The 23,864-nt window shown below is 68.0% G+C and carries 23 protein-coding genes, 2 tRNA genes, 1 rRNA gene and 1 pseudogene; 7 read left to right on the top strand and 20 right to left on the bottom strand.

The features are described from left to right. Positions 1-122, bottom strand: a 16S ribosomal RNA gene (locus tag ABNG04_RS17940); the annotation flags it as partial. Positions 123-791: 669 nt separating this feature from the next. Between ABNG04_RS17940 and ABNG04_RS17935 the strand changes: the two genes are divergently transcribed. Beyond that, complete coding sequence (locus tag ABNG04_RS17935) at positions 792-1,352, top strand: TATA-box-binding protein (protein WP_004046033.1); 561 nt, start codon at positions 792-794, stop codon at positions 1,350-1,352. A 125-nt stretch (positions 1,353-1,477) separates the two neighbouring features. Here ABNG04_RS17935 and ABNG04_RS17930 read toward each other — a convergent pair whose 3' ends face one another. The 3 genes from ABNG04_RS17930 to ABNG04_RS17920 form a co-directional block, all read right to left on the bottom strand. Then, positions 1,478-2,683: a Cdc6/Cdc18 family protein gene (locus ABNG04_RS17930; RefSeq protein WP_297889291.1), complete on the bottom strand. Its 1,206-nt coding sequence runs from the start codon at positions 2,681-2,683 to the stop codon at positions 1,478-1,480. Between the two features lie 887 nt (positions 2,684-3,570). After that, a complete protein-coding gene (locus ABNG04_RS17925) occupies positions 3,571-5,823 on the bottom strand; it encodes an NADP-dependent malic enzyme (protein WP_371163673.1) in 2,253 nt (750 codons plus the stop codon). A gap of 196 nt (positions 5,824-6,019) precedes the next feature. Next, a complete protein-coding gene (locus ABNG04_RS17920) occupies positions 6,020-7,228 on the bottom strand; it encodes a DUF7544 domain-containing protein (protein ID WP_371163672.1) in 1,209 nt (402 codons plus the stop codon). Between the two features lie 124 nt (positions 7,229-7,352). On the opposite strand from ABNG04_RS17920, the gene ABNG04_RS17915 reads away from it, so the two are divergent. After that, positions 7,353-8,183, top strand: a complete 831-nt coding sequence (locus ABNG04_RS17915; RefSeq protein ID WP_371163671.1) for a DUF7117 family protein — start codon at positions 7,353-7,355, stop codon at positions 8,181-8,183. A 51-nt stretch (positions 8,184-8,234) separates the two neighbouring features. Here the strand turns inward: ABNG04_RS17915 and ABNG04_RS17910 are convergent, their stop codons facing one another. The 11 genes and pseudogenes from ABNG04_RS17910 to ABNG04_RS17860 all read right to left on the bottom strand — a co-directional run bounded on the left by ABNG04_RS17910 (position 8,235) and on the right by ABNG04_RS17860 (position 15,916). Continuing rightward, complete coding sequence (locus tag ABNG04_RS17910) at positions 8,235-8,960, bottom strand: fumarylacetoacetate hydrolase family protein (protein ID WP_371163670.1); 726 nt, start codon at positions 8,958-8,960, stop codon at positions 8,235-8,237. A gap of 84 nt (positions 8,961-9,044) precedes the next feature. Beyond that, the gene (locus ABNG04_RS17905) at positions 9,045-9,527 is read right to left on the bottom strand and encodes a DUF8048 family protein (RefSeq protein ID WP_371163668.1); all 483 of its coding nucleotides are present in this window, start codon (positions 9,525-9,527) and stop codon (positions 9,045-9,047) included. Beyond that, on the bottom strand, positions 9,527-9,889 hold the full coding sequence (locus tag ABNG04_RS17900; RefSeq protein WP_371163667.1) for a MoaD-like domain-containing protein: 363 nt from the start codon (positions 9,887-9,889) through the stop codon (positions 9,527-9,529). The genes ABNG04_RS17905 and ABNG04_RS17900 overlap by 1 nt, the downstream gene beginning before the upstream one ends. Beyond that, entirely contained in the window at positions 9,886-10,167 is a 282-nt protein-coding gene (locus tag ABNG04_RS17895; RefSeq protein ID WP_371163666.1) for a ubiquitin-like small modifier protein 1, read from the bottom strand. Before ABNG04_RS17895 ends, ABNG04_RS17900 begins: the two co-directional genes overlap by 4 nt. A gap of 145 nt (positions 10,168-10,312) precedes the next feature. Then, on the bottom strand, positions 10,313-10,696 hold the full coding sequence (locus tag ABNG04_RS17890) for a DUF7971 family protein (protein WP_094495131.1): 384 nt from the start codon (positions 10,694-10,696) through the stop codon (positions 10,313-10,315). Positions 10,697-10,732: 36 nt separating this feature from the next. Continuing rightward, positions 10,733-11,506: pseudogene (locus ABNG04_RS17885) on the bottom strand (alpha/beta hydrolase). 65 nt (positions 11,507-11,571) lie between these two features. Then, on the bottom strand, positions 11,572-12,570 hold the full coding sequence (locus tag ABNG04_RS17880; protein ID WP_371163665.1) for a PhoU domain-containing protein: 999 nt from the start codon (positions 12,568-12,570) through the stop codon (positions 11,572-11,574). A gap of 195 nt (positions 12,571-12,765) precedes the next feature. After that, positions 12,766-13,713 carry a D-2-hydroxyacid dehydrogenase gene (locus tag ABNG04_RS17875; protein WP_371163664.1) on the bottom strand — a complete coding sequence of 316 codons (948 nt, stop codon included), beginning with the start codon at positions 13,711-13,713 and terminating at the stop codon, positions 12,766-12,768. A gap of 81 nt (positions 13,714-13,794) precedes the next feature. After that, positions 13,795-15,009, bottom strand: coding sequence for a cystathionine gamma-synthase (locus ABNG04_RS17870; RefSeq protein WP_371163663.1), 1,215 nt, complete (start codon positions 15,007-15,009; stop codon positions 13,795-13,797). A gap of 81 nt (positions 15,010-15,090) precedes the next feature. Beyond that, a tRNA-Glu gene (locus ABNG04_RS17865) sits at positions 15,091-15,199 on the bottom strand. A 150-nt stretch (positions 15,200-15,349) separates the two neighbouring features. After that, the gene (locus ABNG04_RS17860; RefSeq protein WP_371163662.1) at positions 15,350-15,916 is read right to left on the bottom strand and encodes a peptidylprolyl isomerase; all 567 of its coding nucleotides are present in this window, start codon (positions 15,914-15,916) and stop codon (positions 15,350-15,352) included. 102 nt (positions 15,917-16,018) lie between these two features. Between ABNG04_RS17860 and ABNG04_RS17855 the strand changes: the two genes are divergently transcribed. The 3 genes from ABNG04_RS17855 (at position 16,019) to truA (ending at position 17,719) form a co-directional block, all read left to right on the top strand. Next, on the top strand, positions 16,019-16,219 hold the full coding sequence (locus tag ABNG04_RS17855) for a XapX domain-containing protein (protein ID WP_371163661.1): 201 nt from the start codon (positions 16,019-16,021) through the stop codon (positions 16,217-16,219). A 64-nt stretch (positions 16,220-16,283) separates the two neighbouring features. After that, positions 16,284-16,805 (top strand): universal stress protein, encoded by a 522-nt coding sequence (locus ABNG04_RS17850; protein WP_371163660.1) that lies wholly within the window; start codon positions 16,284-16,286, stop codon positions 16,803-16,805. Further along, a complete protein-coding gene (gene truA, locus ABNG04_RS17845) occupies positions 16,802-17,719 on the top strand; it encodes a tRNA pseudouridine(38-40) synthase TruA (protein ID WP_371163659.1) in 918 nt (305 codons plus the stop codon). Before ABNG04_RS17850 ends, truA begins: the two co-directional genes overlap by 4 nt. A 46-nt stretch (positions 17,720-17,765) precedes the next feature. Here truA and ABNG04_RS17840 read toward each other — a convergent pair whose 3' ends face one another. Further along, the gene (locus ABNG04_RS17840) at positions 17,766-18,299 is read right to left on the bottom strand and encodes an Rrf2 family transcriptional regulator (RefSeq protein WP_371163658.1); all 534 of its coding nucleotides are present in this window, start codon (positions 18,297-18,299) and stop codon (positions 17,766-17,768) included. A gap of 420 nt (positions 18,300-18,719) precedes the next feature. On the opposite strand from ABNG04_RS17840, the gene nadE reads away from it, so the two are divergent. Then, positions 18,720-19,721, top strand: a complete 1,002-nt coding sequence (gene nadE, locus ABNG04_RS17835; protein WP_371163657.1) for an NAD(+) synthase — start codon at positions 18,720-18,722, stop codon at positions 19,719-19,721. Positions 19,722-19,754: 33 nt separating this feature from the next. On the opposite strand, the gene ABNG04_RS17830 is transcribed toward nadE, so the two are convergent. Beyond that, positions 19,755-21,194, bottom strand: a complete 1,440-nt coding sequence (locus ABNG04_RS17830; protein WP_371163656.1) for a M28 family peptidase — start codon at positions 21,192-21,194, stop codon at positions 19,755-19,757. A 117-nt stretch (positions 21,195-21,311) separates the two neighbouring features. On the opposite strand from ABNG04_RS17830, the gene ABNG04_RS17825 reads away from it, so the two are divergent. Then, positions 21,312-21,382: transfer RNA gene (locus tag ABNG04_RS17825), tRNA-Gly, on the top strand. A gap of 303 nt (positions 21,383-21,685) precedes the next feature. Here ABNG04_RS17825 and ABNG04_RS17820 read toward each other — a convergent pair. The 3 genes from ABNG04_RS17820 to ABNG04_RS17810 all read right to left on the bottom strand — a co-directional run. After that, positions 21,686-22,009, bottom strand: a complete 324-nt coding sequence (locus ABNG04_RS17820; protein ID WP_371163674.1) for a hypothetical protein — start codon at positions 22,007-22,009, stop codon at positions 21,686-21,688. Positions 22,010-22,030: 21 nt separating this feature from the next. Continuing rightward, on the bottom strand, positions 22,031-22,723 hold the full coding sequence (locus ABNG04_RS17815) for a mechanosensitive ion channel family protein (protein ID WP_371163655.1): 693 nt from the start codon (positions 22,721-22,723) through the stop codon (positions 22,031-22,033). A 280-nt stretch (positions 22,724-23,003) separates the two neighbouring features. Next, a partial coding sequence (locus ABNG04_RS17810; protein WP_371163654.1) for a KaiC domain-containing protein occupies positions 23,004-23,864 on the bottom strand: 861 nt, incomplete at its 5' end.

Below are 23,864 nucleotides of genomic sequence, written 5' to 3'. Positions count from 1 at the left end.
GTGTTCCGAAGGGTAGTTTGGCCACGTGTTACTGAGCTATTCGCCACGAGTCTGAACTCGTGCGACTAGCATGGCTAAATCGGATCCCAATAGCAATGGCCTCCGGCAGGATCAACCGGAATGAATATCCTTCAGGCCTGATTCCCGGCCTGAAGGGGGTGTTGGCGGGTGTCAATCTCGGTGAAGAGGGTTGACACACCATTGCATTGGTCTGTGTGGTGTCCGGGCCACCCAACGACTTGGATGACACCGAACGACCACGGCTCACATCAGATCACCGCTTACGCCGGAGCGCAGGGGGCGTGATCCTCATCGGATGAGTCGGATGAACCGACTCTGCGAAACCGGGCCGAGTTGAACGGCCCGAGTCCGCGGTGCGTTCTTCGCGTTTCAACCGAACGGGCTTATACACTTAAGCACGTCGGAACGCTTCGACCGGCCGCGTCGGCGGCCTGTCGGTGCCCCCGCGTCGGGGGCTCTTCGCATTCATTCGAATGCCCGGGTTGTATTTAACCCCGTCGAACTGTCTGCCCCACGTCATGCGGTTTCATGGACCGTCCCGGGCGAATGTGAACGGCTACGGCGAGCGGAGCCGTTAGTGCGAACGAATCCATCAAGCGACTCGACTGGAAGCCTCGACGGGCCGAATTGTCAGATGACGGTCATTGAAATCGCTCTGTATCTGGTAGTCTCGTGCGTGCGCGAGAGAAGTCGGAGAGACGCGGTGGAGGAGACCGGCCGTTTATACCACGGGCGTTTATAAGGGAGGGGGCCACATATAAAAGCGAACGATGACGAACCCTGCAGACTCGATCGAGATTCAGAACGTCGTTGCATCGACAGGTATCGGTCAGGAGCTCGATTTGGAGGCGCTCGCGGAGGACCTCCCGGGTGCGGATTTTAACCCCGACAACTTCCCCGGACTCGTCTACCGCACGCAGGAGCCGAAGGCGGCCGCACTGATCTTCCGCTCGGGGAAGATCGTCTGTACAGGCGCGAAGAGCATCGACGACGTCCACGAGGCGCTTGGGATCATCTTCGAGAAGCTCCGCGGTCTCCAGATCCCGGTCGAAGACGACCCTGAGATCACCGTTCAGAACATCGTCTCGAGCGCGGATCTCGGACACAACCTCAACCTCAACGCCCTCGCGATCGGTCTCGGCTTAGAGGACGTGGAGTACGAGCCCGAGCAGTTCCCGGGCCTCGTCTACCGGATGGACGAACCGGAGGTCGTAATCCTGCTCTTCGGGAGCGGGAAGATCGTAATCACCGGCGGCAAGCGGACGGACGACGCCGAGGAGGCGGTCGAGGAGATCGTCGAGCGCATCGAAGGGCTCGGGCTGCTCGGCTGACGCGTTCGCATCGATCGGTCTGTTCGGTGACCTCGTCTCGGAAGCGGAACGATGCCCGGTTTCGGACGGTCCAGGAGTAGTGGCGATCGGTCGACGCTCGGTGTGGAGTGCCGGTGACGGGTCGATTACGACTCGGCGTCGTCTTCGGTGAGGACTTCCTTGACAACGCTCGGATCCTCGAGGAGCTGGTGTTTCGTGTAGCTCCCCTCCGCGCTGCCGCCGCTGTGTTTCGACTGTTCGATGATATCCAAGAACGCATGCTCTTTTAACAGGTCGCGGACACGCCGCAGCGAGAGACTGTCGGAGCCCTCCTGTCGGCAGATGTTCTCGTATATCTCGTACACGCGACTCGTTCGGAACCCGTCCTGCCGCCCGTTCGAGAGCGACAGCAACGCGAGCGCCTGAAGCACGTACCTGGAGTGGGGCGTGGACCCGCGGATGAGCTCTCGAAAGCGGTCGGTCTCTGCTCGCTCTCGCGCCTGTGTCACGAACTCCTCGCGAACTGTGGGTTCGCCGTTGGCCTGCGCTATCTCCCCGGCGTAGCGGAGGATGTCGATAGCCTTGCGCGCGTCGCCGTGTTCGCGGGCGGCGAGCGCGGCGGCGCGGGGGATCGTCGAGGGTTCGAGGACGTCGTCGTGGAAGGCGTCCGCGCGCGCTTGCATGATCTCGCGGAGCTGGTTGGCATCGTACGGCGGGAAGACGAACTCCCGCTCACAGAGGCTCGATTTCACGCGCTCGTCCATCCGGTCTTTGTACTGGATCTTGTTACTGATCCCGACGACGCCCAACTTACAGTCGGTGATCTTCCCGGCCTCGCCCGCGCGAGACAACTGCATCAGGATGGCGTCGTCGTCGAGCTTATCGATCTCGTCGAGGAGGATCAGGACGACGTCGTACCGCTGGTCGAGGATGCGCCAAAGGCGTTTGTAGTACGTCGAGGTGGAGAGACCCTTGTCGGGGACGTTGATACCGGTCTCGTCCGGGTCGTTGACGCCCTCGGCGATCGTTTGGACCGCCTGGGTCTCAGTGGTGTCCTGCGCGCAGTCGACGTACGCGAACGTCGCCGTGACGCCTTCTTCGCTGGCGGTCGAGACGAGCCGCTTGGAGACGTACTTCGCACACAGCGACTTCCCGGTGCCCGTCTTTCCGTAGATGAGCACGTTGCTCGGGCTCTGCCCGAAGATGGCTGGGTTAACGGCGGTCGCCAAGTCGGCGATCTCGTCGTCTCGGCCGACGATGCGTCCCTCGCCCGGCAAGTGGCTGATCTCGAGGAGCTCCTTGTTCGAGAAGATGGGGTCCTCCCTCGTGAAGAGGTCGTCCGCTGCGTCCATGAGAGAGACACCGGGTTTCCGGTGAAATGCGTTCTGTTTCGCGGTGGCGCCCGGGGCGGCTCGAGATGGAGGTCAGTGAAGAGAGACACACACCGTGTTTCCGGTGAAAGGATGAATGGCCGGGGGGTGTCTGAGGGCGGTCGCTGAGAGGTCGGGGGAATCGGGTGGGATTCACAGCGGATCGTCGGTCGGAAGCAATCGGCTGGAATCGATAGGCAGAGAAGCAATAGAGCCAGAAGAGCGATGAGGAGGAACGGCGAACGAGCGGCCGATAACGGAGTAATCGGGGGTTTATTCGACACAAGACGGGGTCGAGTGATAGTGGGCACACGGAGGACATGAGACTAGAAACGCGTGTCGGAAAGCGCGCAGCGATGGTGACGACGTGGACGAAGAGAAGGTTCGACGAACGGCCGGCCAGAGACGCCTGAAGACGACGTTTCACCGGAAACGAGGTGTTCGGTGGAAGCTGTGTGCGGTACTGCCGGCCGGGAGAGACCGGGTTTCCGGTGAAATATGTGCTCACGATGAATTACGAGCCGCCGACGTGTCACGGGCTTCCGGTGAAACATCGTACAGGCTTGGCGAGCTTTCGCTCAATTCGCTTGGCGAGCTTTACTCTGAAATAACATATAAATCCTGTTGTTCTAATCCGGTCACAAATAGAATTTGGCCGACCATAGCGGAGCCACCCCCAGCCAGCACACCCGCTTTCACCGGAAACACGGTGTGTCTCTCCACGCAAAACTGCGCCGCGTGACGGACAAGACTACGGGATAATAGGTTCACGGACGGTATCGTAATGAATGGGTACGAGCGACGAAAACTGATGTCCGGTCGAACGCACGGAGTTCGCGAGCAGGCGGACCCGTAACGTCTCTGGCCGCCTACTCCTGCGCGTCCACGACGGCGACGCTGGCGAGGTTGACGATGTCTTTCACCTCGTCGCCCCGCTGTAGCACGTGAACCGGCTCGTCCATGCCGACCAGCATCGGTCCGATCGCCTCGGCGCCGCCGAGCCGCTGGAGGAGTTTGTACCCGATGTTCCCAGCCTCGAGGTTCGGGAACACGAGGACGTTCGCGGCCTCGTCGAGCTGAGAGAACTCGTACGTTCCGTTGAGGATGTCATCGACGACCGCGGTGTCGGCCTGCATCTCACCGTCGACCGGGAAGTCCACTCCGTCATCGGACTGGAGGATGTCGACCGCGTCGCGCGGCTTCTGCGTCCCCTTGTTGTCGACGCTCCCGAAGTTCGAGTACGACAACATCGCCGCGCGCGGCTCGACGTTAAACCGCCGCGCGAGGTCCGCCGTGTGTCGCGTGACCTCCGCCAGCGTCTCCGCGTCCGGGTCCTGATTGACCGTCGTGTCCGCACAGAAGATGACCCGATTCTTGAACGTGAGCATGTACACGCCGGCGACGGTGTCGGTGTCCGCCGCGGACCCGACGATCTGGAGCGGGGGACGGAGCGCAGACGGGTAGTGATGGGTAAGCCCGGTGAGCATCGCGTCGACGTCGCCGGTCTCGACCATCACGCTGGCGAGGTAGTTTGTGTCGCGTTTGACCAGGTCGTTCGCCTCGCGTTTCGTGATCCCCTTCCGCTTGCGGAGCTCGTACAGCCGCTCCCCATAGCCAGAGACGTCTCGATTGTCTGGGTCGACCACCTGCGGGCGGAACGAGAGCCCGAGCTCCGCCGCAGTCTGCGAGATAGTGTCTGCGTCACCGAGCAGCACCGGCTCCGCGATCCCCTGCTCGGAGAGCTGGTATGCCGCGCGGATCATCTTCTCGTCGGTGCCCTCCGCCAGCGCGATCCGCTTCGGATCGCTCTTCGCTTTGTTCAGCACGACCCGCATCATCTCGCGGGACTTCCCGAGTCGCGCCTCGAGCCGCTCCCGGTACTGCTCGAGGTCGATCTCGGCCCTGGCCGACCCGGACTCCATCGCAGCCTCCGCGACGCGCGGCGCGACCTCGAACAGCACCCGGGGGTCGAGCGGCTTCGGGATGACGTAGTCCGGCCCGAACTGGAGCGGGTCGTCGCCGTACGCCTTCACCACCGCGTCCGGCACGTCCTTGCGCGCGAGGTCTGCCAGCGCCTCCGCGGCGGCCGCCTTCATCTCCTCGTTGATCTCGGTCGCGCGCACGTCGAGCGCCCCGCGGAACAGGAACGGGAACCCGAGCACGTTGTTCACCATGTTCGGGTAGTCCGACCGGCCCGTCGCCATGATCACCGTGTCGTCGCGCGCGGCCTTCGCGTCCTCGTAGGTGATCTCGGGGTCGGGGTTCGCCATCGCGAAGATGATCGGGTCGGCCGCCATCGAACGGACCATCTCTTGGGAGACGATGCCGCCGACGGAGAGGCCGACGAACACGTCCGCTCCCTCCATGGCGTCCGCGAGGTCGCCGCCCTCCACCGGGCTGGCGAACTGGCTCTTGTACTCGTTGACCTCACCCGCCTTGACGCGCTCCTCGGTGATGATCCCCGAGGAGTCGCACATCGTGATGTTCTCCTTGCGCGCGCCGAGCGAGACATAGAACCGGGCCGTCGCGATGGCGGACGCGCCGGCACCCGAAAAGACGATCTCCAGCTCCGAGAGGTCCTTGTCCGAGATGTCGACCGCGTTCATCAGCGCCGCGCCGGAGATGATAGCGGTGCCGTGCTGGTCGTCGTGGAACACCGGGACGTCCATCTCCTCGCGGAGGCGCTCCTCGATTTTGAAGCACTCGGGCGCTTTGATGTCCTCGAGGTTGATCCCGCCGAACGTCGGCTCCATCGCCTTCACGGCCTCGCAGAATGGGTCGACGGAGTCGATGTCGAGCTCGATATCGAAGACGTCGATGTCGGCGAAGCGCTTGAACAGCACCCCCTTCCCCTCCATGACCGGCTTCGAGGCGGCAGCGCCGATGTCGCCGAGTCCGAGGACCGCCGATCCGTTCGAGACGACAGCGACGAGGTTCCCCTTGGCCGTGTACTCGAAGACGGACTCGGGGTCGGCCGCGATGTCGCGGCACGGCGCGGCGACGCCCGGCGAGTACGCCAGCGAGAGGTCGCGCTGCGTGTTCGTGGGCTTCGTCGTCTCGATCTCGATCTTTCCGGGCGGCTCCTGTCGGTGGTACTCCCGCGCGTCGTCATCTAGTCCCATGTCTCTCTCCATTGGTGAACGGAGTAAAAAGCTATCCGATGGTGTCGAACAGATGATTCGACATTTGACGATCGTCAGCGGGGCCGATCCCCGTACGACGGCGGCTCACACAGACGCACACCTCACACATACAAGCGCACATCCCACCCAAACAGACCACACCTCACTCACACCCGAGGGAATCCTAGATGGAGACTCACCCACCGCCGGTGGACGCTGCCCCGCGTTCCGCCGCGACCGACGGTGCGAGCGGAGCCAACTCCGGGTCGATGCCGGCGAGCGCCGAGACCTCATACGCAGTCAGGTACGTTCGCGTCACCAGCCGTACGGGGAGCGTCACGGCCACGACCGAGACGACAGAACCGACGAGCACGGCCGCGAAGACGACCGACCCGGCGGTCGTCGCGAACACCGCCTCGACCCCACCGAGTGGAACCGCCACGAAGAGGACCGCGATGGATCCAGCCGCGGCAACGACAACCGAGACGAACGCGACGGCGAGGACCAAGACGATCCTGACGCCCGTCGCGACGAGGGCGTGGACGAGAAGGTACGCGACGACGTTGCTCCACGAGCCCCGGAGCGATGTCCAGACCGCTCGCCACCCGTCTATCACCCCCAGATCGCGAGCGACCATCGCCGGCGCGACGAACTCGAACGTGAGGCGGGAGCCGGCGGCGCCGACCAGCGTCACCACGACTCCGACCGCGGCGAGCGCGACGGTTACGGTTCCCTTGACATCCGGAGGGAAGCCGGCCGACACGGTCAGTACGGGTACCGACGCGGAACCACCGGTAGCCGTCGACGCGGACCCGACGGCGACGACGAACGCGACCACCGGTGTCGCGACGACGATCCCGATCCCCGCGAGCAGCGAAAGCAACCCCACCGCCTGTCGAAACCGGGAGCGAAATGGACGCCAGAGTACGACCTCCCCCGTGGCGAGGGCGTCGTAAAACGCGAGCCGAAACGCGAACGAACACACGAGGAACGCGAGCGCGACCAGTAGCGTCACGACCGAGATCGCGACGAGCAGCGTCTCGTTCAGTCCGACGAGGCGGTCGAGCCCGGACGTCACGACCCCTCCGAATGCCTGCGCCAGCGCACCAGCAGCCGACGGTGTCGACTCGGGTGGCGGCGAAACTGACTCCGCCCACGCACTGAACCCGCCTGTCGAAACATCGAATCCGACCGCCGAGGCACCCAGTCCGAGCGTCGGAGCACCGACCCCGATTGTCGAGGTGTCGAGCGGCGATATCGTGGCGCGAGACGCGCCGATCCCCCCGCCCGCCATCGCGAGCGCGAGGAACGCGAGCTTCGCCCATCGGACCGCTTCGAAGGGGAAGAGGAATCGGCGGGTCGCGTCGACCGCGCGGTCGAGCGCGTCGACGGCGTGCCAGTCCATGTGGAGCATTGGCCGGATAGAGTGAAATAGGCTGGTACCCGGACTCCCGGCGACCGAACCACGCAGCCGAGTTCGGTGGCACCGACCCGCAGTCGTTTAGGGCGGACGCGACGAACCGACCCGTATGAAAGTCCGCGGCGAACGCGAGTGCCAGTCCTGCGGCGCGCGGTGGTCGTACTACGAGACGGGCTCGGTCGCGTGTCCGAGCTGCGGCAACCTGCGCAGCGTCGGCGTCGACGCCCGGACCGCGCACACGGACGCGCCCGTCGCGCTCGACCTCGCCGCCCACCGCGAGCGCTTCGGGGACGCCCCTGACACGCTCCCCCGATCGGGAGTCGACGAGCTCCAGTCCGACCTCCGGGAGTACTGCCGGAAGCGCGGGTTCATCGACGGCGGGCGGCTCGCCCCGCTCGACGAGACGTACCTCGCTGCCCGCGAGCTGCTGGAGGCCGTCGACTGCTTCGAACGACTCCGGGACCCCACCGACGCCGACCGCGAGTACCTCCTCGCCCTGCTCGCCCGCGCCGACGACGGCGACCGGCCCGCGACGGACGGAGTCCCGAGCGCGCTCCGCGAGGCCCGGGGAATGGCCGCCGTACGCGCGGTGGAGGCGTACCGGAGCGACGCGCTCGACTTCCTCGACGAACTCGAAGCCCGAGCCAACCGGAGCGAAACCGAGGAAGACCCGGACGAGGCCCGAGCCGTCACCGTCGACGGGGACCGCCCGGAGACCAGAGTCGGCCCCGCTCGCGACGCCTTTGAGCGCCTCCGCGACCGCGTCGCGCGCGTCGACGCGCTCGGGGGCGACGTGCCGCCCGCGACCGCGGACGCCCTCGTAGAGGCGGCCGACGCCGTCGGAACGTACGTTCGCACCGGCGACGAGGCGGCGCTGACGACCGCGAACGACCGGATCGACGACGCGAGCGCCGGGGACAGCGGACCCGGGAACCACTGAGGCCGACCGACATCCGTCCGACCGGCGCGCGTCCAACCAACCCCGAGGGCGTCACTCCGCGCCGGGCGCGACGACGCGGTTCGAGAGCGTGCCCACGCCCTCGTAGGTGATTTCGACGCGCTCTCCCGGCTCAACGAGCCCGGGATTCGCCGGGCTGCCGAACGCGACACAGTCGCCGGGCTCGAACGTGAACCGCTTTGAGAGATACGACACCACCTCGTGCGGACCGAACAACATCAGCTCCGTGTTGGCGTCCTGGCGCTCCTCCCCGCCGACCGTCGTCTCGACGTCGAGGTTCGTCGGGTCGACGTCGGTCTCTATCCACGGCCCCAGCGGCGCGGACCCGTCGAACGCTTTCCGCGCGGTCCGGCCCTGCTGGTCTAACGCGTCGACGTCGTTCATGATCGTGTAGCCGCGGACGACCTCCGGCACGTCCGCGGGAGCGAGGTCGAAACAGCGCTCGCCGATCACGGCGACCAGCTCGCCGGCGTAGGTCAGTTCGTCGGTCCACTCGGGGTAGCGGAGCGGCTCGCCGTGCGCGAGCAGACTTGTCGGGGGCTTAATGAAGAAGTCCGGCTCGTCCGGCCGCTCGTACTTCATCTGGTCGAGCGTCGCCGCGTAGTTCCGGCCGACGCAGTACAGCGCGCTGGGCTCACACGGGGGGAGCAGCCGCCCGTCGCGACCGACCTCGTAGCGGCCGTCGTCGGCGACGACCGCGCCGTCGACGTAGCGACCGGCCACAGGGCCGTCGGGCGTGAGCAGTCGAGCGAATCGCATGGGAGCACGTCCGCGCTGGGGCAGGAAAAGGCGTCGGTGGTGAAGCGACTCCCGTGCCCGACGCCGGGCCGGTTGCGACCCACTTCAGTCGGTTCTCTCGTCGCCGGCCGCGTCCTCGCCGACGCCGATGACCACGCACGATCGGATCTCCAAGGCGGTCTCGAACTCCTCGCGGCGGCCGCACACCGAGCCGATCCGCTCGACCGTCGCCTCGTGTGCGCGGACCACGGCGTCGCGCTCGCGGCCGGCGAGCCCGATCCGGTCCGCGACATCGTCCCAGTGGTCGGGCTCGACGAGGAACGCCTCGCGGTCCGACTCGGCCGCCACCCGCTCGTACCGCCGGCGATACGCCTCGATTCGGGGACCGAGATCCGCCTGGACGCGCGCGAGCAGCGCCGGGAGACGACCGGCGGGCACGCTCGCGAGTGCGGTCGCCTTCACCAGTGCGGTCCCCCCGATCGGATACGATCCGACCTCCCGATCGTCGTCCGCACCGTCTCCGGAGTCTCCGGTCGCAGCGTCGTCGGAATCGTCCCCGGAGCCACCGGTCAGACCGTCGTCGGACATCACCCGCCGGCGCGCATGGCCTTCTGCCGGTACTTCGGAAGCAACTCCGCGAGCGCGTCGGGGTCGCCGGCGAACTCGGCGGTCACCTCGGTGAGCGTGATGGCGGCCGCCGCGGTCACCGTCTCGGCGCTGAGGGTCGCCCGCCAGCCGTCGCCGTCCACGCGGGTCGCCGCCGCCGGGTCGTCGGTCCCGACCAACTCGCCCCCGAGGTTCCGCAGGTAATGGGCGGCGAGCCGCCGGGAAATGCCGCGGTACGCCACCGTCTCCCGCTCCCAGCCGTCCTCGGCGGGAGGAAGGTCGGCCGCCTCCGCGCTCGCGTCGCCGATCGCCTCCTCCGCGGGCGGCGATCCGTCGTCGCTCATGTTCCTCCCGCGACCGGTGGGAACACGGAGAGCCGGTCGCCGTCCGCCATTGGGGTGTCGAGTCCGTCGAGGTGGAGCACCTCGCGACCGTTCTTCAGGACGTTGATCTGCGGGGCGAGGTCACTGTCGACGATCAGCCGCCCGTCCATTCCCTCGTACGTCGACTCCAGCTCCCGCAGCACGTCGCCGACCGTCGAGTCGTCGGCGAACTCCGCGTTCACCGTCTTCCCGCCGGCAGCCTCGCGAAAGGTCGCGAAGAACCGCAGTTCCAGTTCCATACCCGTATGTCGGGTCGCGGCGAGTTAAAAGCGGCCGGCCGCAGAAGCTGACGACCGTCAAAAACGACGACCACGAGACAGTCGCGGGCGCAAAAGGCCGCGGTCGCAGGGAAGCCCCGGCTGGACTGCGTCGGACCGACGCCGGCTACAGGTCGGACAGCCGGATGCCGTCCTCGACCAGCCGGAAGTTGCGCTCGCGGTCGAGGTCGTCGGCGAGCCACTCGTGGTCGTACAGCTGGCCGATGAGTTCGAGGTAGAGGTTCCGCCACGCGATCGCGTAGATCGGCGACTGCCCCCACGCGCGCAGCTCCGGGACGAACTCGTGATAGGTGCTGGCCTGCGACTCCATGCGCTCGACCGCGTCGGCGACGACCTCGGCCGCCTCGTCCGGGTCCGCCTCGTCGAGCGCCTCGTTGAGTCGCGACTGGATCCCCGCGATGGCGCGGCGCATGTCCTGTTCGGCGGTCCCCTCCTCCTCCGGGAGCGACTCGATGACGCCCCGCGGCACGCCGAGTTCGATCTCTGGCATGCGATCACCTCGTGGGAGCGCGCTCAAAAAACCCGCTCACGCGGCAACGACGGGCGCGGCGAGACGGACTGCCACGGGCTGGGACCCGCCCCGACGCGTTCGTCGAGCCACGTCCCGGTCGCGTTCCCGACCGCCTCCCGGCTGGCATCGGGCGACAGCGACGCCGGATCGTCGCCGCGCTGCCGCCCGTAGGCCCCGAACCCAGCGTGGTTGACCCCGTCGAGCTCCACGATCTGGGCGTCCGCCGGGAGGTTCGACCGAGACGCGCGCTCCCGCTCGGCGTCGATCACGGCCGTCGGCGCCGCCGAGCACCGAGAGGACGTCGAGGCCGCTGTCGGAGACGTCGCGGTCGCAGTACGCGGCGTGGAGCACGAGCGCGTCGTACGCCGCGGCGTGGTCGGCCGCGTGCTGACAGGCCATGGCACCCCCGAGCGAGTGGCCGCCGCCGGCCCAGACGCCGACCGCCGTGTAACGCTCGCGCACGCGGTCGGCACGGTCCGGCGCGAGGACGGCGAGGTTGAATGGCATCTCCGCGACGACGACGAGCCCGACGCGGTCGGACGCGGCGACGACGTCCGCGGCGGTGGGAGCGTAGCTCTCGTGAGCGACCCGCGCGCCGGGGTATTAGACGAGCCCGACGGTCGAATCGGTCACCGGTCCGTCGCGGACCGCGGTGCCGAGCGCCGTCCGCTTGACGGTGACGTTCGGGTCCGCCTCGACCGCCGCCACCGCGTCCGCGTCCGGTCCATGCCCGGCGGCGAAGTACGCGGCCCCGCTGGCGACGACGAGCGCGAGAAGCAGGACGATCATACCTCCGGCGATCGCGAGCCGCCGGCGCTCGGGCAGTCGGCGAGCGATCCGTTCGCGGACTCCCCTCACGGCGTCGGCGCGGCCTTCTGAAGTGCCGTCTCGGCGATGTTCCCGCCGTAGTCGGCCGAGCGGAGGACGGAGTCGACGACGAGCCCGAGCAGCTGCGCGCGGGTGGGGTCGAGGTCCCGGAGGACTTCGTCGATCGACCGGACGCGCTCGTCGATCGCCCTGACGCCGGTTCGCGCCTCGTTCGCCCGGCGGGTCGCGGCGTCGGTGTCGTCGTCGAACAGCGCGTCCATCGCGGTGTCGATCACCTCAACCGCGTCGCCGTGGAGGTCGTTGACCGCCTCGACGACGTCGTCGGGGAGCGGGTCGTCGATGTTCAGCGTCAGGTGCGCGATCTTCGTCGCGTGGTCGCCGATCCGCTCCAGCTGCCGGGCGCTGGAGTGGTAGTCGAAACACTCCTCGCGGGGCAGGCCGAGCTCCTCGGCGGCCTTCGGCGTCCGCAGCGTCGCGCGGAAGATCCGCGAGACGACGAGCCAGAGCCGGTCGAGGTCGTCGTCGCGACCGATCACGTCGCGCGCGAGGTCGTGGTCGCGCTCGGTGAGCGCGGTGAGCGCGTCTTCGAGCATCGACAGCGAGATCAGCCGCATCCGCGTGACCGCGTTGTGGATCGAGAGCTCGGAGGAGTCGAGCAGGTCCTGGACGACAACGCGGTCGCGCGTCTCCTCCAACACTTCGAGTCCCACGAGGCTCTGGACCGCGTCGCGTATCGTCGACCGCTGCTCGGTGGAGATCTCGGCGGCCTCCAGTTCGATAACGTCGAAGCCGCTGACGTACATCGTCGTCACCGCCCGCTGGAGGGCCTGCCCGCTCAGGTCGGAGATGTCGAGCGTCCCCCGCGTCCGCTCCTCCTCCGATCGGGGCGTGAGGAACAGCGAGTCGCCGTCGGGGTGGAACTCGATCTCCGTCCCGGCCTCGACGTCGTTGTCGGTCGCCCACGTCTTCGGAATCGAGACCGTATACGTCGAACCGCCGGTGACCTGGACCTTCCGCGTTTCCATACCCCACGCTCCGGAGCGAAACAACTTAATTTTGATCAAAATATATACCGCCCGGAGAATTCGTATGAATCTCGTTTCAACTAACGCTTTAGACGGCGTGAAAGCGCGATTTTGAGGCGATAGATAGAACGTTATTTCTGCTATATACTACTATATACTTAGACGGATTACGGCTGAAGCGACGCCGTATCCGACTCACACCACGCGGTTACGGAGCTCGTCACCGGACTCCAGCCGCGCGACGTTGTCGGCGAGGATCTCCGCGACGCGCTCGTAGTACTCGGGCGTGTGCCCGGCGTTGTGGGGCGTGATCGTCGCGTTCGACAGTCCCCACAGCGGGTGGTCCTCGGGGAGCGGTTCCGGGTCGGTGACGTCGAGCGCCGCGCCGCGGATGCGATTGTTCCGGAGTTCGGTCACTAGAGCGTCGGTGTCGACGACCTGCCCGCGCGCGATGTTGACGAGGACGGCGTTGGGCCGCATGGTCCGGAGCGCGTCAGCGTCGACGAGTCCCCGGGTCGTCTCGGTGAGCGGGCACGCCAACACGACGTACTCGGCGTCTGCGACGGCCTCGTGGAACTCGTCGAACCCGTACACCTCGTCGGTCGGACCACCTTTTTCGGGGGAGTAGCGCACCCCGACCGTCTCGACCTCGAACGACGCCAACCGATCGACGACCGCGCGCCCGATGGCGCCGAGTCCGACCACGGCCACCGTCGAGCCGTACACCTCGGTCGTCTCGTAGGTGCGCCACTCGCGCCGGGACTGCTGGCGGTACGCCCGGTGGAATTGTCTCGCGTGCGCGATCATCGAGCCCACGACGTGCTCGGCGATGTTCGGCCCGTGGACGCCGGACGCGTTCGTCACGGCGACGCCGTGGTCGTCGAGCAGGTCGCGCGGGAGGTGCCCGGTCCCCGCGAACACGCAGGCGAACAGCTCCAGCTCCTCGGCGACCGCGAGCAGTTCCTCGTCGATGGTGAGGCCGACCGCCACCCGCGCGGTGCGGATCAGCTCTCGCTCCTCGGCCGGCGTGCGCGCTCGCGCCACCGCGGCGTCCGGGAGCCGCTCGCGGACCGCCGCCGCCAGTTCGTCGGGGCCGAGTCCGTGGATCGTCTGTCGAAGTATCAGGACGTCCGGGTCGCTCATACGGGCAGTCTCGTCGGCGTCGACAAAAATGGTGTCAGTCGCCCGGAACGGGACGCGACCGCGGCGGCCGGGCAGAACGGGTTACGACAGCGCCGCGTCGAACGCCGCCTGGAGGTCGGCCTTCATGTCGTCGACGTGCTCGATCCCGACCGACACCCGGATCAGCCCGTCCGTGAGCCCGGCCGCGAGCCGTTCCTCCCGCGGGATGGCGGCGTGCGTCATCGCCGCCGGCTGCTCGATGAGGCTCTCGACGCCGCCGAGCGACTCCGCGAGCGTGAACACCTCCGTCTCGCTCACGACCGTCGACGCCTCTTCGAGGGTGCCGTCCAGCTCGAACGAGAGCATGCCGCCGAAGTCGTCCATCTGCGCGGCCGCCAGCTCGTGGTCCGGGTGCGACTCCAGCCCCGGGTAGTAGACGCGGTCGACCGCGTCGTGCGCCGACAGCCACTCGGCGAGCGCCATCGCGTTCTCGCAGTGGCGGTCCATCCGGACGGGGAGCGTCTTCGTCCCGCGGAGGACGAGGAAGGCGTCGAAGGGGCCCGGCGTCGCCCCGACGGAGTTCTGGTAGAACCCTAGCCGCTCGTCTAGGTCCGCGTCGTCGACGATGAGGGCCCCGCCGATGGTGTCGGAGTGCCCGCCGAGGTACTTCGTCAGCGACTGGGAGACGATGTCCGCGCCGTGTTCGAGCGGGCGCTGGAGGTACGGCGTCGCGAAGGTGTTGTCGACCGCGCAGAGCGCGTCATGCTCGTGGGCGATGCCGGCGAGCGCGCCGATGTCGTTGACGTTCATCAGGGGGTTCGTCGGCGTCTCCACCCAGACCAGCTCGGTCTCCTCGCGCATCGCGTCTCGGACCGCGTCGTGGTCGGTCGTGTCGACGAACGTGGTGTCGATGTCGTACTCGTCGTACACCTGCGTGAGAATCCGGTGCGTGCCGCCGTACACGTCGTCGCCGGCGACGACGTGGTCGCCCGCAGACAGCAGGTTGAGCACCGTGTTGATCGCGCCCATCCCCGAAGAGAAACAGCGCGCGTGGCTGCCCGACTCCAGCGAGGCGAGGTTCGCCTCGAGGTCGGTGCGCGTCGGGTTCCCGGTCCGGCTGTACTCGTAGCCGCGGTGTTCGCCGGGCCCGTCCTGCTCGTAGGTGGAGTTCGCGTGGATCGGCGTCATCAGCGCGCCCGTCTCCAGGTCGGGCTCCTGTCCGGCGTGGATCGCGCGAGTCTCGATGCGACGGTCGTCGCCGTCGCGCCCGTGATCGCCGCCAGCAGCGTGGCTCCCGTCGTCGGATCGGTCGGTCATACGTGACGGTCGTCACCGAGGAAAGTGATTCTTCCCCTTCGGACCGAACGAGAAGCTGACCGCTCGCGGTGTGAGAGTGGATGCTCGGTCAGGGATTTGAACCCTGGTCGTCGGCTGACTTCCGAACCGGCGCCGAAGCGCCGCGTCCGCCGAAAGGCCAACATGATTGGCCGGACTACACCAACCGAGCGCGTTTCCTGCTTACGTCGGGGACAATTTAACTCTTCTCAACTCCCCGCAGCGTGCGACGGTAGCGCACGCGACCGATACGCCCCGGTCGCATCTCGCCCGGAGCCGAGCGGATCGACCGAGGCCGCGCCCGCAGCCGTGTTCGAGGTCGTTACTCGTCGATGTCGACGTGCTCGATCTCGACGGCCTCTCGGGGGTCGTCGTTGCGGCCGGTCGGCACGCCGCCGATCTCCTCGACGACGTCCATCCCGTCGATCACCTGGCCGAAGACGGCGTGCTTGCCGTCGAGGTGCGGGGTCGCGTCCAGCGTGATGAAGAACTGCGAGCCGTTCGTGTTCGGGCCGGAGTTCGCCATCGACAGGACGCCGGGTCCGTCGTGGGTGAGGTCGTCGTGGAACTCGTCGTCGAACTGGTAGCCGGGGCCGCCGCGGCCGTTCTCCATCGGGTCGCCGCCCTGGATCATGAAGTCGTCGATGACACGGTGGAAGACGATCCCCTCGTACAGCGAGTCGCCGCGGACCTCGCCGCTCTTCGGGTCCTCCCACGTGTTCGTCTCCGGCGCTGGCTCCGCGTCGGCGGCGGGGTCGTGGCGCGCCAGGCCGAGGAAGTTCTCGACCGTCTTCGGCGCGCGCTCGGCGAACAGTTCGACGACGATGTCGCCGTGGTTGGTCTGAAGCGTCACCTGCGGGTTATCGGGGTCGGAAACCTCTCGTGCCATGTTCTCGGGGAGGGACGCCCGTCGGAAAACCTTGCCCATCCGCGCGGGCCGTCCCCGACCGCGAACACCGCGCTCATCAACGAACGCCGCGGAGTCGTCGCCATGAGTTCGACCCCGGTGTTGACCGTCGCCGCGCTCATCGTCGGGGTGACGGTCGGCGCGCTGTTCGCCTTCCTCCGCGTGCCGATTCCCGCGCCCCCGGAGCTGCCGGGCGTGATGGCGATCGTCGGCATCTACCTCGGCTTCAAACTCGTCGGCTACGCCGGCGTCGGGTTCGACCTGCTCGACGCGCTCGGGCTCTGACGCCCGTTATCCCGCGGCGCCGACGGCCGGTATCGTTTTCCACCGGGCGCGAGCAGTACCGCACATGTACGACGAGATCCTCCTCCCCGTGGCGCCCGGCGGTGAAGCGAACGACGCGATTCCGCACGCGGCCAGCCTCGCCGAGCGCTACGACGCGACCGTCCGGGTCGTCTCGGCCGCCGACACCGCGGCCGACACCCTCGCCGGCCCGCGATCGGGGGCGTTCTCCGACCGGCTCGCCGACGCGGCCGCCGAGCGGGTGGAGGCCGTGACCGCCGAACTGGAGGCCGCCGGCGTCGAGGTGGTCGGCGACGTCGTCCGCGGCGAGCCGCTGGACGTGATCGAGAACGCGATCGACGGCGGCGCCGACATCGTGATCATGCCGAGCCACACCCGACAGGGCATCCGCCGGCTCCTCCTCGGCAGCGTGACCGAGAAGGTCGTGCGCGTCGCGTCGGTGCCGGTCGTGACCGTTCCGATGGCCGACCCCGAAGCGACGGATCCCCCGGCCGAGACGCCCGACGCGGACGGCGGCGAGGCAGCCAGCGGCGAGGCGGACGGCGATGACGCGGACGACGCCCAGTGACTGACGCATCGGGCGGCGCGGAGACGGTCACGCGCGCCTTCCGGGTCGCGTACGACGGTCGGAAGTACGCCGGCTTCCAGCGACAGCCCCACGCGCACACCGTCGCCGACGACCTCCTCGGCGCACTCGCGGACCACGGGATCGTCGACCCCGGCGACGGCCCGACGCACGCCACGCCCCCCGGCTACGCCGCCGCGGGCCGGACCGATGCCGGCGTCTCCGCCGTCGCCCAGACCGTCGCCTTCGAGGCGCCGGCATGGCTCACGCCGCGCGCGTTCAACGGCCACCTCCCCGGGTCGGTCCGCGCGTGGGCCGCCGCCGACGTGGCCGCGGAGTTTCACGCGACCCACGACGCGGTCCGCCGAACGTACCGCTACCACCTCTACGCGCCCAAGGCCGGCGCGAGCGGGACCACAGAGTCCGCGTGTCGAGACCCGGAACACGCGGTCGACGACGAGCGGCTCCGGGCCGCGCTCGCGCGGTTCGACGGCGAGCACGACTTCCACAATCTAACGACCGACGAGACGGGGACGGTTCGCGACCTCGACGCGCGGGCGACGCGCGAGGGCGACACGCTCGTCGTCGAGGTCGCGGCCGGCGGCTTCCCGCGCGCGCTGGTCCGCCGGATCGTCGCCGCGGCTCGGGCTGTCGGTCGCGGTACTGCCGAGCCGGAGTGGATCGACCGCCTGCTCGCTCCCGAGCCGATCTCGGGCGACCGCGGCGTCGGTCCCGCGCCGCCCGAACCGCTCGTGCTGTGGGACGTGACGTACCCCGACGTCGAGTTCGACGTCGACCCCGAGGCTGCCGAGAGCGCTCGCGTGGCCTTCGGAGAGCGACATCGAGACGCGCGTCACGCCGCGGCCGCCACCGGCGCGGTCCGCGACAGGCTGTTCGATGCATTCGACGAAAAGTGAGTGAGCCGGCGATCCGACGCCGCTTGGGCCGTCGGGCGGCTGCTGCTCAGGCGGCCGACCCGCTCGCGGGGGTCTCCATGCCGTCGACGCGGACGAGGAGAGTGTTGCCGTCGACGTTGGTCGCGTCCACCGTCCCCGAGAGGCGCAGCCCGGTCGCGGGCGTCGGCCCCACGGTGACGTGGTCGCCCGTGTCGAATGGCCCGACCGATCCGCGGATCACGAGCTCGGCCCGACACAGTTCGGGGTTCGCGACGCTCGACAGGTCTATCTCCGCGACAGTGACGTCCTCCACGGGAGCGCCCTCGCGCTCGACCGGCGTCGTCGCGGCGTCGTCGAGGCGCTCGATGCCGAGCGCGTCGTACGCCGCGTCGGTGGGGATGTAACCGCCGTCGGGCCCGGCGACTCCCTCGACGAGGCCGAGCGTGCGAAGGCTCCCCATCCGGTTCCGAACGGTCCCGGCGTTGCGATCGATAGCGTCCGCGATCTCGCGGCCCTGTACCGGCGCGTCGCGCCCCTCGGCGAGGTTCACGAGCGCGGTGAGCACGCGGTCCTGACTCGAACTCAGCTGGATATCGGACATGGACAGTATTACAGCTACTAAACTCATAAATGTTCGTATATAACGTCATTATATTATTAGAAACATACTTTCTAGCGTACTTTCTAAACGTTCGGTTTTTCTAACTCGCTACGGTTACTAACACACGGTATTCTTTCCCGGGAACAACCACTTTTGACAGTTTCGTGGGTTTTGAATCGTATGAAGAATCGCTTGTCGGACGGGAATCGGAATCAGACGACGAATGAATATAATTGTACCAATTCCTTATACGATCCACACCGCAGGTATTTACCGGCACGACTGGAAGCGGCGGGCGACTGATGACGATTCAACGCGACGCTTGCGATCGGTCCCGAGGGCGCATCGGCGCTCCGCGAAGCGAGAGAGACCCGTCGCCGGACGGTCGAGCGCACCGGGCGAACCGACCGGGGAATGGTGATGACTGACCCCGATTCCGCCTTCGACGCGGGCGAGAGAGCCGCTTCCGAGCGAACGGCGAACGCAACGTCGACGGACGATCGGGAGGCCGCGCAGAGCGATCCCTCCCCTCATTCGTTGCTTCCGCACCGGGATCCGGAGGTCGAGCGCGAGCGAGCCCGGTCGTTCGTCGCCGAGCGGGTCGACGCCGCTGGCGCGGACGGCGTCGTGGTGAACATGAGCGGCGGGCTCGACTCGACGGTGACGGCGGCGCTCGCGGTCGAGGCGCTCGGTGCCGACAGCGTGTACGGCCTCGTCCTCCCGTGTAACAAGATCGGCGCGCCCCACGCCCGCGACGCCGAGGCGCTCGCGGAAGCGCTGGGGGTCGAACACGACACGGTCCACCTCCAGCCGTTGTTCGCGCAGTTTGGGGCGGTCGTCCCCGACCGGTTCGACCTCCACGACGAGCCGGTCCGGTCGGGCAACGCGGTCGCCCGGCTCCGGATGACGGTGGCCTACCTCGCCGCCAACGCGACGAACCGCCTCGTCTGCGGCACCGCGAACCGGAGCGAGCTCCTCTTGGGCTACCTGACGAAACACGGCGACGGCGCGGCCGACCTGTTCCCGCTCGGCCACCTCTACAAGACTGACGTGCGGGCGCTCGCGGCGGCGCTCGACGTGCCGGAGTTCGTCGTCGAAAAGTCGCCGACCGCCGGATTCCTGCCGGGACAGCGCGACGCGGACGACCTCGGGGCCCCTTACGAGGTAGTCGACCCCGTCCTCCACCTCGGCGTCGATCTGGGGCTGGACCCGGAGTCGGTCACCGAGGGGATCGCGGCCGCTGTCGCCGAAGCCGACGGAGACGCGGCTGATGACGGCGGCGACGGCAGCGACGATCAGGGTTCCGAGACCGCCGCGCTCGCTGACGTAGACCGCGCCCTCGTCGCGGACCTGCTGGGCCGCCACCGCGCGACCGCGCATAAGCGACTCCCGCCCGCGACGCCGGACGCAGATCTGGAGTAACAGAGCAATCGGGATTGGGTGACGGCGTCCCGCTCAGTCCCAGTCCGCCGGCCAGAGGTCGGCGGCGCGCATCCCGGTCTCGAAGTCGGCCTCATGGAACGCGGCCGCGAGCTCATCGCGGTCCAGCCGGGGGAGGTCGCGCTCGGGGGACGCGAACTCGGCGACGAGCAGGGCAACGAGCATCGCGTGCTCCCGGATGTTCCGGTCGTCGACCTTGTCTCGCGTGTCCGCGTGGGTGTGCCCCCAGCCGCGCCCGCGGTCGCCGGAGTCGCTGTGGAGCTGGAGCGCCGGCACGCCGCGGCGCACGAACGGCCACTGGTCGGAGAACGGGTGCGGCTGCGCGTCGACCTCGATCGGCTGGCGCGTCGCGGTCGACACCGCCTCGGCGACCGACGCGGCCGCCGTGGAGGCGTGCGCGAGCGCGACCAGGTCGCGGAACCGCCCCGCGCCGTCGACGTTGACCACGCCCTTCACGCGGTCGAGGTCCACCTGCTCCGCGAGGTGCTCCGCGCCGAGCAGGCCGACCTCTTCGGCCCCGACCGCGACGACATCGACACCGATCGGGAGGTCCGCGCCCGCGAGAATCTCTGCCGCGGTCGCGACCGTCGCGATGCCGCAGCCGTTGTCGAGCGCACCCTCCGCGATGTCGTGAGCGTCGTAGTGGGCGAGCAGAAGGACGCGCTCGTCGGTGTCCGGCCCGGTCGTCCCGACGACGTTTCGGCTCTCGCCGGGCGTCGTCGACGCTTCGACCGATAGCTCGACCTGCGCGACCGCGCCCGCGTCGGCCGGTCTGCTCCCCTCGCCCCCGACCGCGTACTCCCGGAGCCACGCGCCGGTCTCCTTCGAGACGCCGACGGCGACCGCCTCGGCCTCCTCACCGAACGTGAGCGACCCGGTGGGCGGGAGCTGCCCGTCGAGGTGGTTGACGAACACGAAGCCGACCGCGCCGGAGTCGATCGCGTAGCCGAACTTCTCCATCCGGTGGACGAACCGCCCGCCGGACGGCGTGGTCGTCGAGGCGACCGCGATCCGGCCTGCCACGTCGCGCTCGTCGATCTCCGACGGGGTGCCGTACCCCACGTCGACGAGCTCGCCCGAGACGCTCCCCGCGGGCGAGTACGGGAGCGCCAGCGCCTCGAACGACCGCGTGGTCGGCTCGCCGTCACGCCCCGAGACGGTCACGTCGAGCGACGCCGACCCGCGCTCCCACGCCGGCAGGTCGAACGCCTCCGTGTGAACGTCCGCAAGCCCCGCGCGCTCGAAGGCATCGGCGACGAGGTCGGCGGCCCGCCGCTCGCCCTCGCTGCCGGCCATCCGGCTCCCGATCGCCGTGAGGTCGGTGAGGAAGCGCCACGGATCGTCGTCTGTCCAAGTTGCGCCGAGGGCCGGGGCGAGCTCGGCGCTCCGCTCGCGCACGCGCTCGACCGCGTCGACTCCGTCCGTCCGCGCTCCGTCCGCTGCGTCGTCGGTCATGGACGCGACACTGTCGGCGGCGGCTTAAGCGTGTGGCTCGCGGCACTCGGGGGCCCGGTCGCGGCACGCCCGCCGAAACGCTACGTTGAAGTGGGACGGTCGGGTAGTTCGATTCGAGCACCGTTGGTCCAGTGGTAGGACATTAGCTTCCCAAGCTAATAGCCCGGGTTCAATTCCCGGACGGTGCACTTCACTCCGTTCGTGCCCCGTCCGTTGTCCCGTTCGCTCCGCTCACGGGACTCCCGGACGGTGTATTCCTGCGGCGAGCAACTCCTCGAGCCGCAGGTATGCCAGCGGAATTGAACCCTTGAGTCGCGCGCAGCGAGCGCGTCTGCTTCCGGTTCGATTCGCGGAGGCCGTCGCGTCCGAAGCCGAGTCCTCGTGTCTCTCGCCTATCCTCGAGGAGGCGTCTCGGAGAGTGTGATTCCGAGACTGCCCAGATTGCGGGACGGACGAGTAACCGCCGTGGGCCGGGAATCCGCGGTACTCGATCAGTCCCCCTCGGCGCCGCCTTGACCCGCCACGACGCTGTTCTCTCCGTCCTGTTCCACGCGGACCGTCCTGGTCGGGAACGCCATCTCGTACCCGGCGTCCCAGAACGCCCGCTGGATCTCGTGGTTCACCGTGCTCCGCACCTCCTTCCAGCGGTCGAGGTCGTCGACGTGATACTCGAGCCTGATCTCCATCGACGACTCGCCGTAGTCCCAGAACCACGCGCCGGTCTCTTTCGTGTCGACGCCGTCCACGGAGTTCACCGTCTCGGTGGCCAAGTCGATCGCGGCGTCCATCTCAGTCGGGGCGGTGTCGCACGACAGGCCGAGGAACGTCTTGACGCGTCAGGTCGGTTCCGAGGAGATGTTGCGCACCTCGGCGTTCGCGATCGTCGAGTTCGGAAGGGTGATCAGTCGCCCGTCGAACTCGCGGATGCGCGTCGTCCGGAGGCCGATGCTCTCGGCGGTTCCGGTCGTCCCGTCCACGTCGACGATGTCGTCGATCAGGAACGGCTTCGTCGTGAGGATGTGTGCGCCGCCGAAGATATCGGCCATCGTCTTTCGAGAGGCGAACGCGATAGCTACGCCGGCCACCCCAAGTGAAGCGATAACGGCCGTGACGTCGTATCCCAGGGAGTCGAGTATGACGACGCCCGCGATGGACACGATAGCGATGTTGGTGATGCGGCTGACGATCGGAACCAGTTCGTCGTCCAGCTTGGTCTCGGTCCGCTCGACGTACTCAACGAGGTATGTGTCGATCAACCCGTCCGTCAGCCGGACGGCGATCCACGCGACGGTCAAGACGACCGGGATCTCGACGGACGCGTTCAGGACCGTCCGCAGCGGCTCGGCCGGCGAGAGGATCCGCTGTCCTGCGATCGCCCGGAACACGATACCGAGCAGCACGCCGGGGCGGCCCAAGGCGTAGAGGATGATGTCGTCGACCTCGGTCTTCGTGGCCTCGGCCGTCTGCTGTAACCGGCGGTCATAAAAGAAGCTCAGCGACCGACCGAGGACGCCGCCGAGAAGCAGCACGGAAAAAACAGGAGGTACTCCAGAATCGTGCTCCCGAGGTACGTTTCTGAGAGGAGCGAACTGACGGCAATAATCGAGCCCCTCATCCCTCTTACATAATTCTACCGTCGACTCAGCCGGCTGCGGGCGAAGCGCGAGTCCGCGACCCGGATGGAGTGTGCCGTGAGCGCGGCCCGGGTGCGTGAGGCCCGGTTCGGGGGTCGTTGCTGCTGAATACGTGGCGCTTAGTCCGGCTGGATCCGAACTCCGTTGGTCCACGGACGGCGGCCGCTCGCCGCGGTCAGAAGATGTTCGCCTGGTCGTACACCGAGATGCCGGTGTCCGTGATGTCGTACGGCTTCGTCTCGCGGGAGTGGTTGGCGTCGCGGATCTTCTGGATCTCGACGGCGAGGCGGGTCTCGCGGAAGTCCGACCCGCGGACGTACTGGAGCACAAACACCGCGTCGGTGAGGTACTCGACGATTCCGTGCCGCGACGCGTACTTCGTCTCCTCGCTCGCCTCGGAGGTGAGGAGCGTCGTCACGCCCGCCTCCTTCAGCGAGCGCGTGAAACCGAACACCTCCGAGCGGCGCTTCGCGGGGTGGTCGTACATCATCTCCAGCAGCGAGACGGAGTCGAGCACCAACCGGTCCGCGTCGAACTCGGCGATGAGCCGGACGAGGTCGTTGCGGATCGACGCCAGCGAATTCGCCATCTCGATGGGGTCGATGGCGACGACGGCGAGGCGGTCCTCGGCCGCGTGCTCGCGGAACGACCACCCCTTCTCCGCCGCCGTGTCGAGGATCGACTCGCGTGTCTGTTCGAGCGTGATGTAGATCCCCTTGTCGCCCGACTCGAGGGCGTGGTTGAGGAACTGGAGCGCGAACGTCGTCTTCCCAGTCCCCGCACCGCCGATAACCGACAGCAGCGACCGGCTGGGGACGCCGCCGAGGATCATGTCGTCGAGCCCCTTGATGCCGATGTCGGTCCGGTCGATCTCGGACTCGAACCCGTCGGGGTCGACATCGAAGTCTGTCGTCTCGCCGCCACCCGCCTCGCCGGCGAGGTCGCCGAACCCAAAGTCGTCGTCGCCGGCGCTCGCAGCGCCGCGGTAGCCACCGAACGGGTCGCTGCCCCCGCCGCCGGCGCCTCCGGCCCCGCC

Origin of the sequence: Halorubrum miltondacostae (assembly GCF_041379815.1) — an archaeon.
In the GTDB taxonomy this organism is placed as follows: domain Archaea; phylum Halobacteriota; class Halobacteria; order Halobacteriales; family Haloferacaceae; genus Halorubrum; species Halorubrum miltondacostae.
This window is presented reverse-complemented; position numbering and strand designations above follow the sequence as displayed.

Coding starts and splice junctions, on each gene's coding strand:
- ABNG04_RS17870 (WP_371163663.1), bottom strand. CDS start 15,009: ATGACCGACCGATCCGACGACGGGAGCCACGCTGCTGGCGGCGATCAC.
- ABNG04_RS17840 (WP_371163658.1), bottom strand. CDS start 18,299: ATGTCCGATATCCAGCTGAGTTCGAGTCAGGACCGCGTGCTCACCGCG.
- ABNG04_RS17855 (WP_371163661.1), top strand. CDS start 16,019: ATGAGTTCGACCCCGGTGTTGACCGTCGCCGCGCTCATCGTCGGGGTG.
- nadE (WP_371163657.1), top strand. CDS start 18,720: ATGACTGACCCCGATTCCGCCTTCGACGCGGGCGAGAGAGCCGCTTCC.
- ABNG04_RS17925 (WP_371163673.1), bottom strand. CDS start 5,823: ATGGGACTAGATGACGACGCGCGGGAGTACCACCGACAGGAGCCGCCC.
- ABNG04_RS17895 (WP_371163666.1), bottom strand. CDS start 10,167: ATGGAACTGGAACTGCGGTTCTTCGCGACCTTTCGCGAGGCTGCCGGC.
- ABNG04_RS17860 (WP_371163662.1), bottom strand. CDS start 15,916: ATGGCACGAGAGGTTTCCGACCCCGATAACCCGCAGGTGACGCTTCAG.
- ABNG04_RS17920 (WP_371163672.1), bottom strand. CDS start 7,228: ATGGACTGGCACGCCGTCGACGCGCTCGACCGCGCGGTCGACGCGACC.
- ABNG04_RS17935 (WP_004046033.1), top strand. CDS start 792: ATGACGAACCCTGCAGACTCGATCGAGATTCAGAACGTCGTTGCATCG.
- ABNG04_RS17850 (WP_371163660.1), top strand. CDS start 16,284: ATGTACGACGAGATCCTCCTCCCCGTGGCGCCCGGCGGTGAAGCGAAC.
- ABNG04_RS17875 (WP_371163664.1), bottom strand. CDS start 13,713: ATGAGCGACCCGGACGTCCTGATACTTCGACAGACGATCCACGGACTC.
- ABNG04_RS17910 (WP_371163670.1), bottom strand. CDS start 8,960: ATGCGATTCGCTCGACTGCTCACGCCCGACGGCCCTGTGGCCGGTCGC.
- ABNG04_RS17900 (WP_371163667.1), bottom strand. CDS start 9,889: ATGAGCGACGACGGATCGCCGCCCGCGGAGGAGGCGATCGGCGACGCG.
- ABNG04_RS17930 (WP_297889291.1), bottom strand. CDS start 2,683: ATGGACGCAGCGGACGACCTCTTCACGAGGGAGGACCCCATCTTCTCG.
- ABNG04_RS17880 (WP_371163665.1), bottom strand. CDS start 12,570: ATGGAAACGCGGAAGGTCCAGGTCACCGGCGGTTCGACGTATACGGTC.
- ABNG04_RS17830 (WP_371163656.1), bottom strand. CDS start 21,194: ATGACCGACGACGCAGCGGACGGAGCGCGGACGGACGGAGTCGACGCG.
- ABNG04_RS17890 (WP_094495131.1), bottom strand. CDS start 10,696: ATGCCAGAGATCGAACTCGGCGTGCCGCGGGGCGTCATCGAGTCGCTC.
- ABNG04_RS17905 (WP_371163668.1), bottom strand. CDS start 9,527: ATGTCCGACGACGGTCTGACCGGTGGCTCCGGGGACGATTCCGACGAC.
- ABNG04_RS17915 (WP_371163671.1), top strand. CDS start 7,353: ATGAAAGTCCGCGGCGAACGCGAGTGCCAGTCCTGCGGCGCGCGGTGG.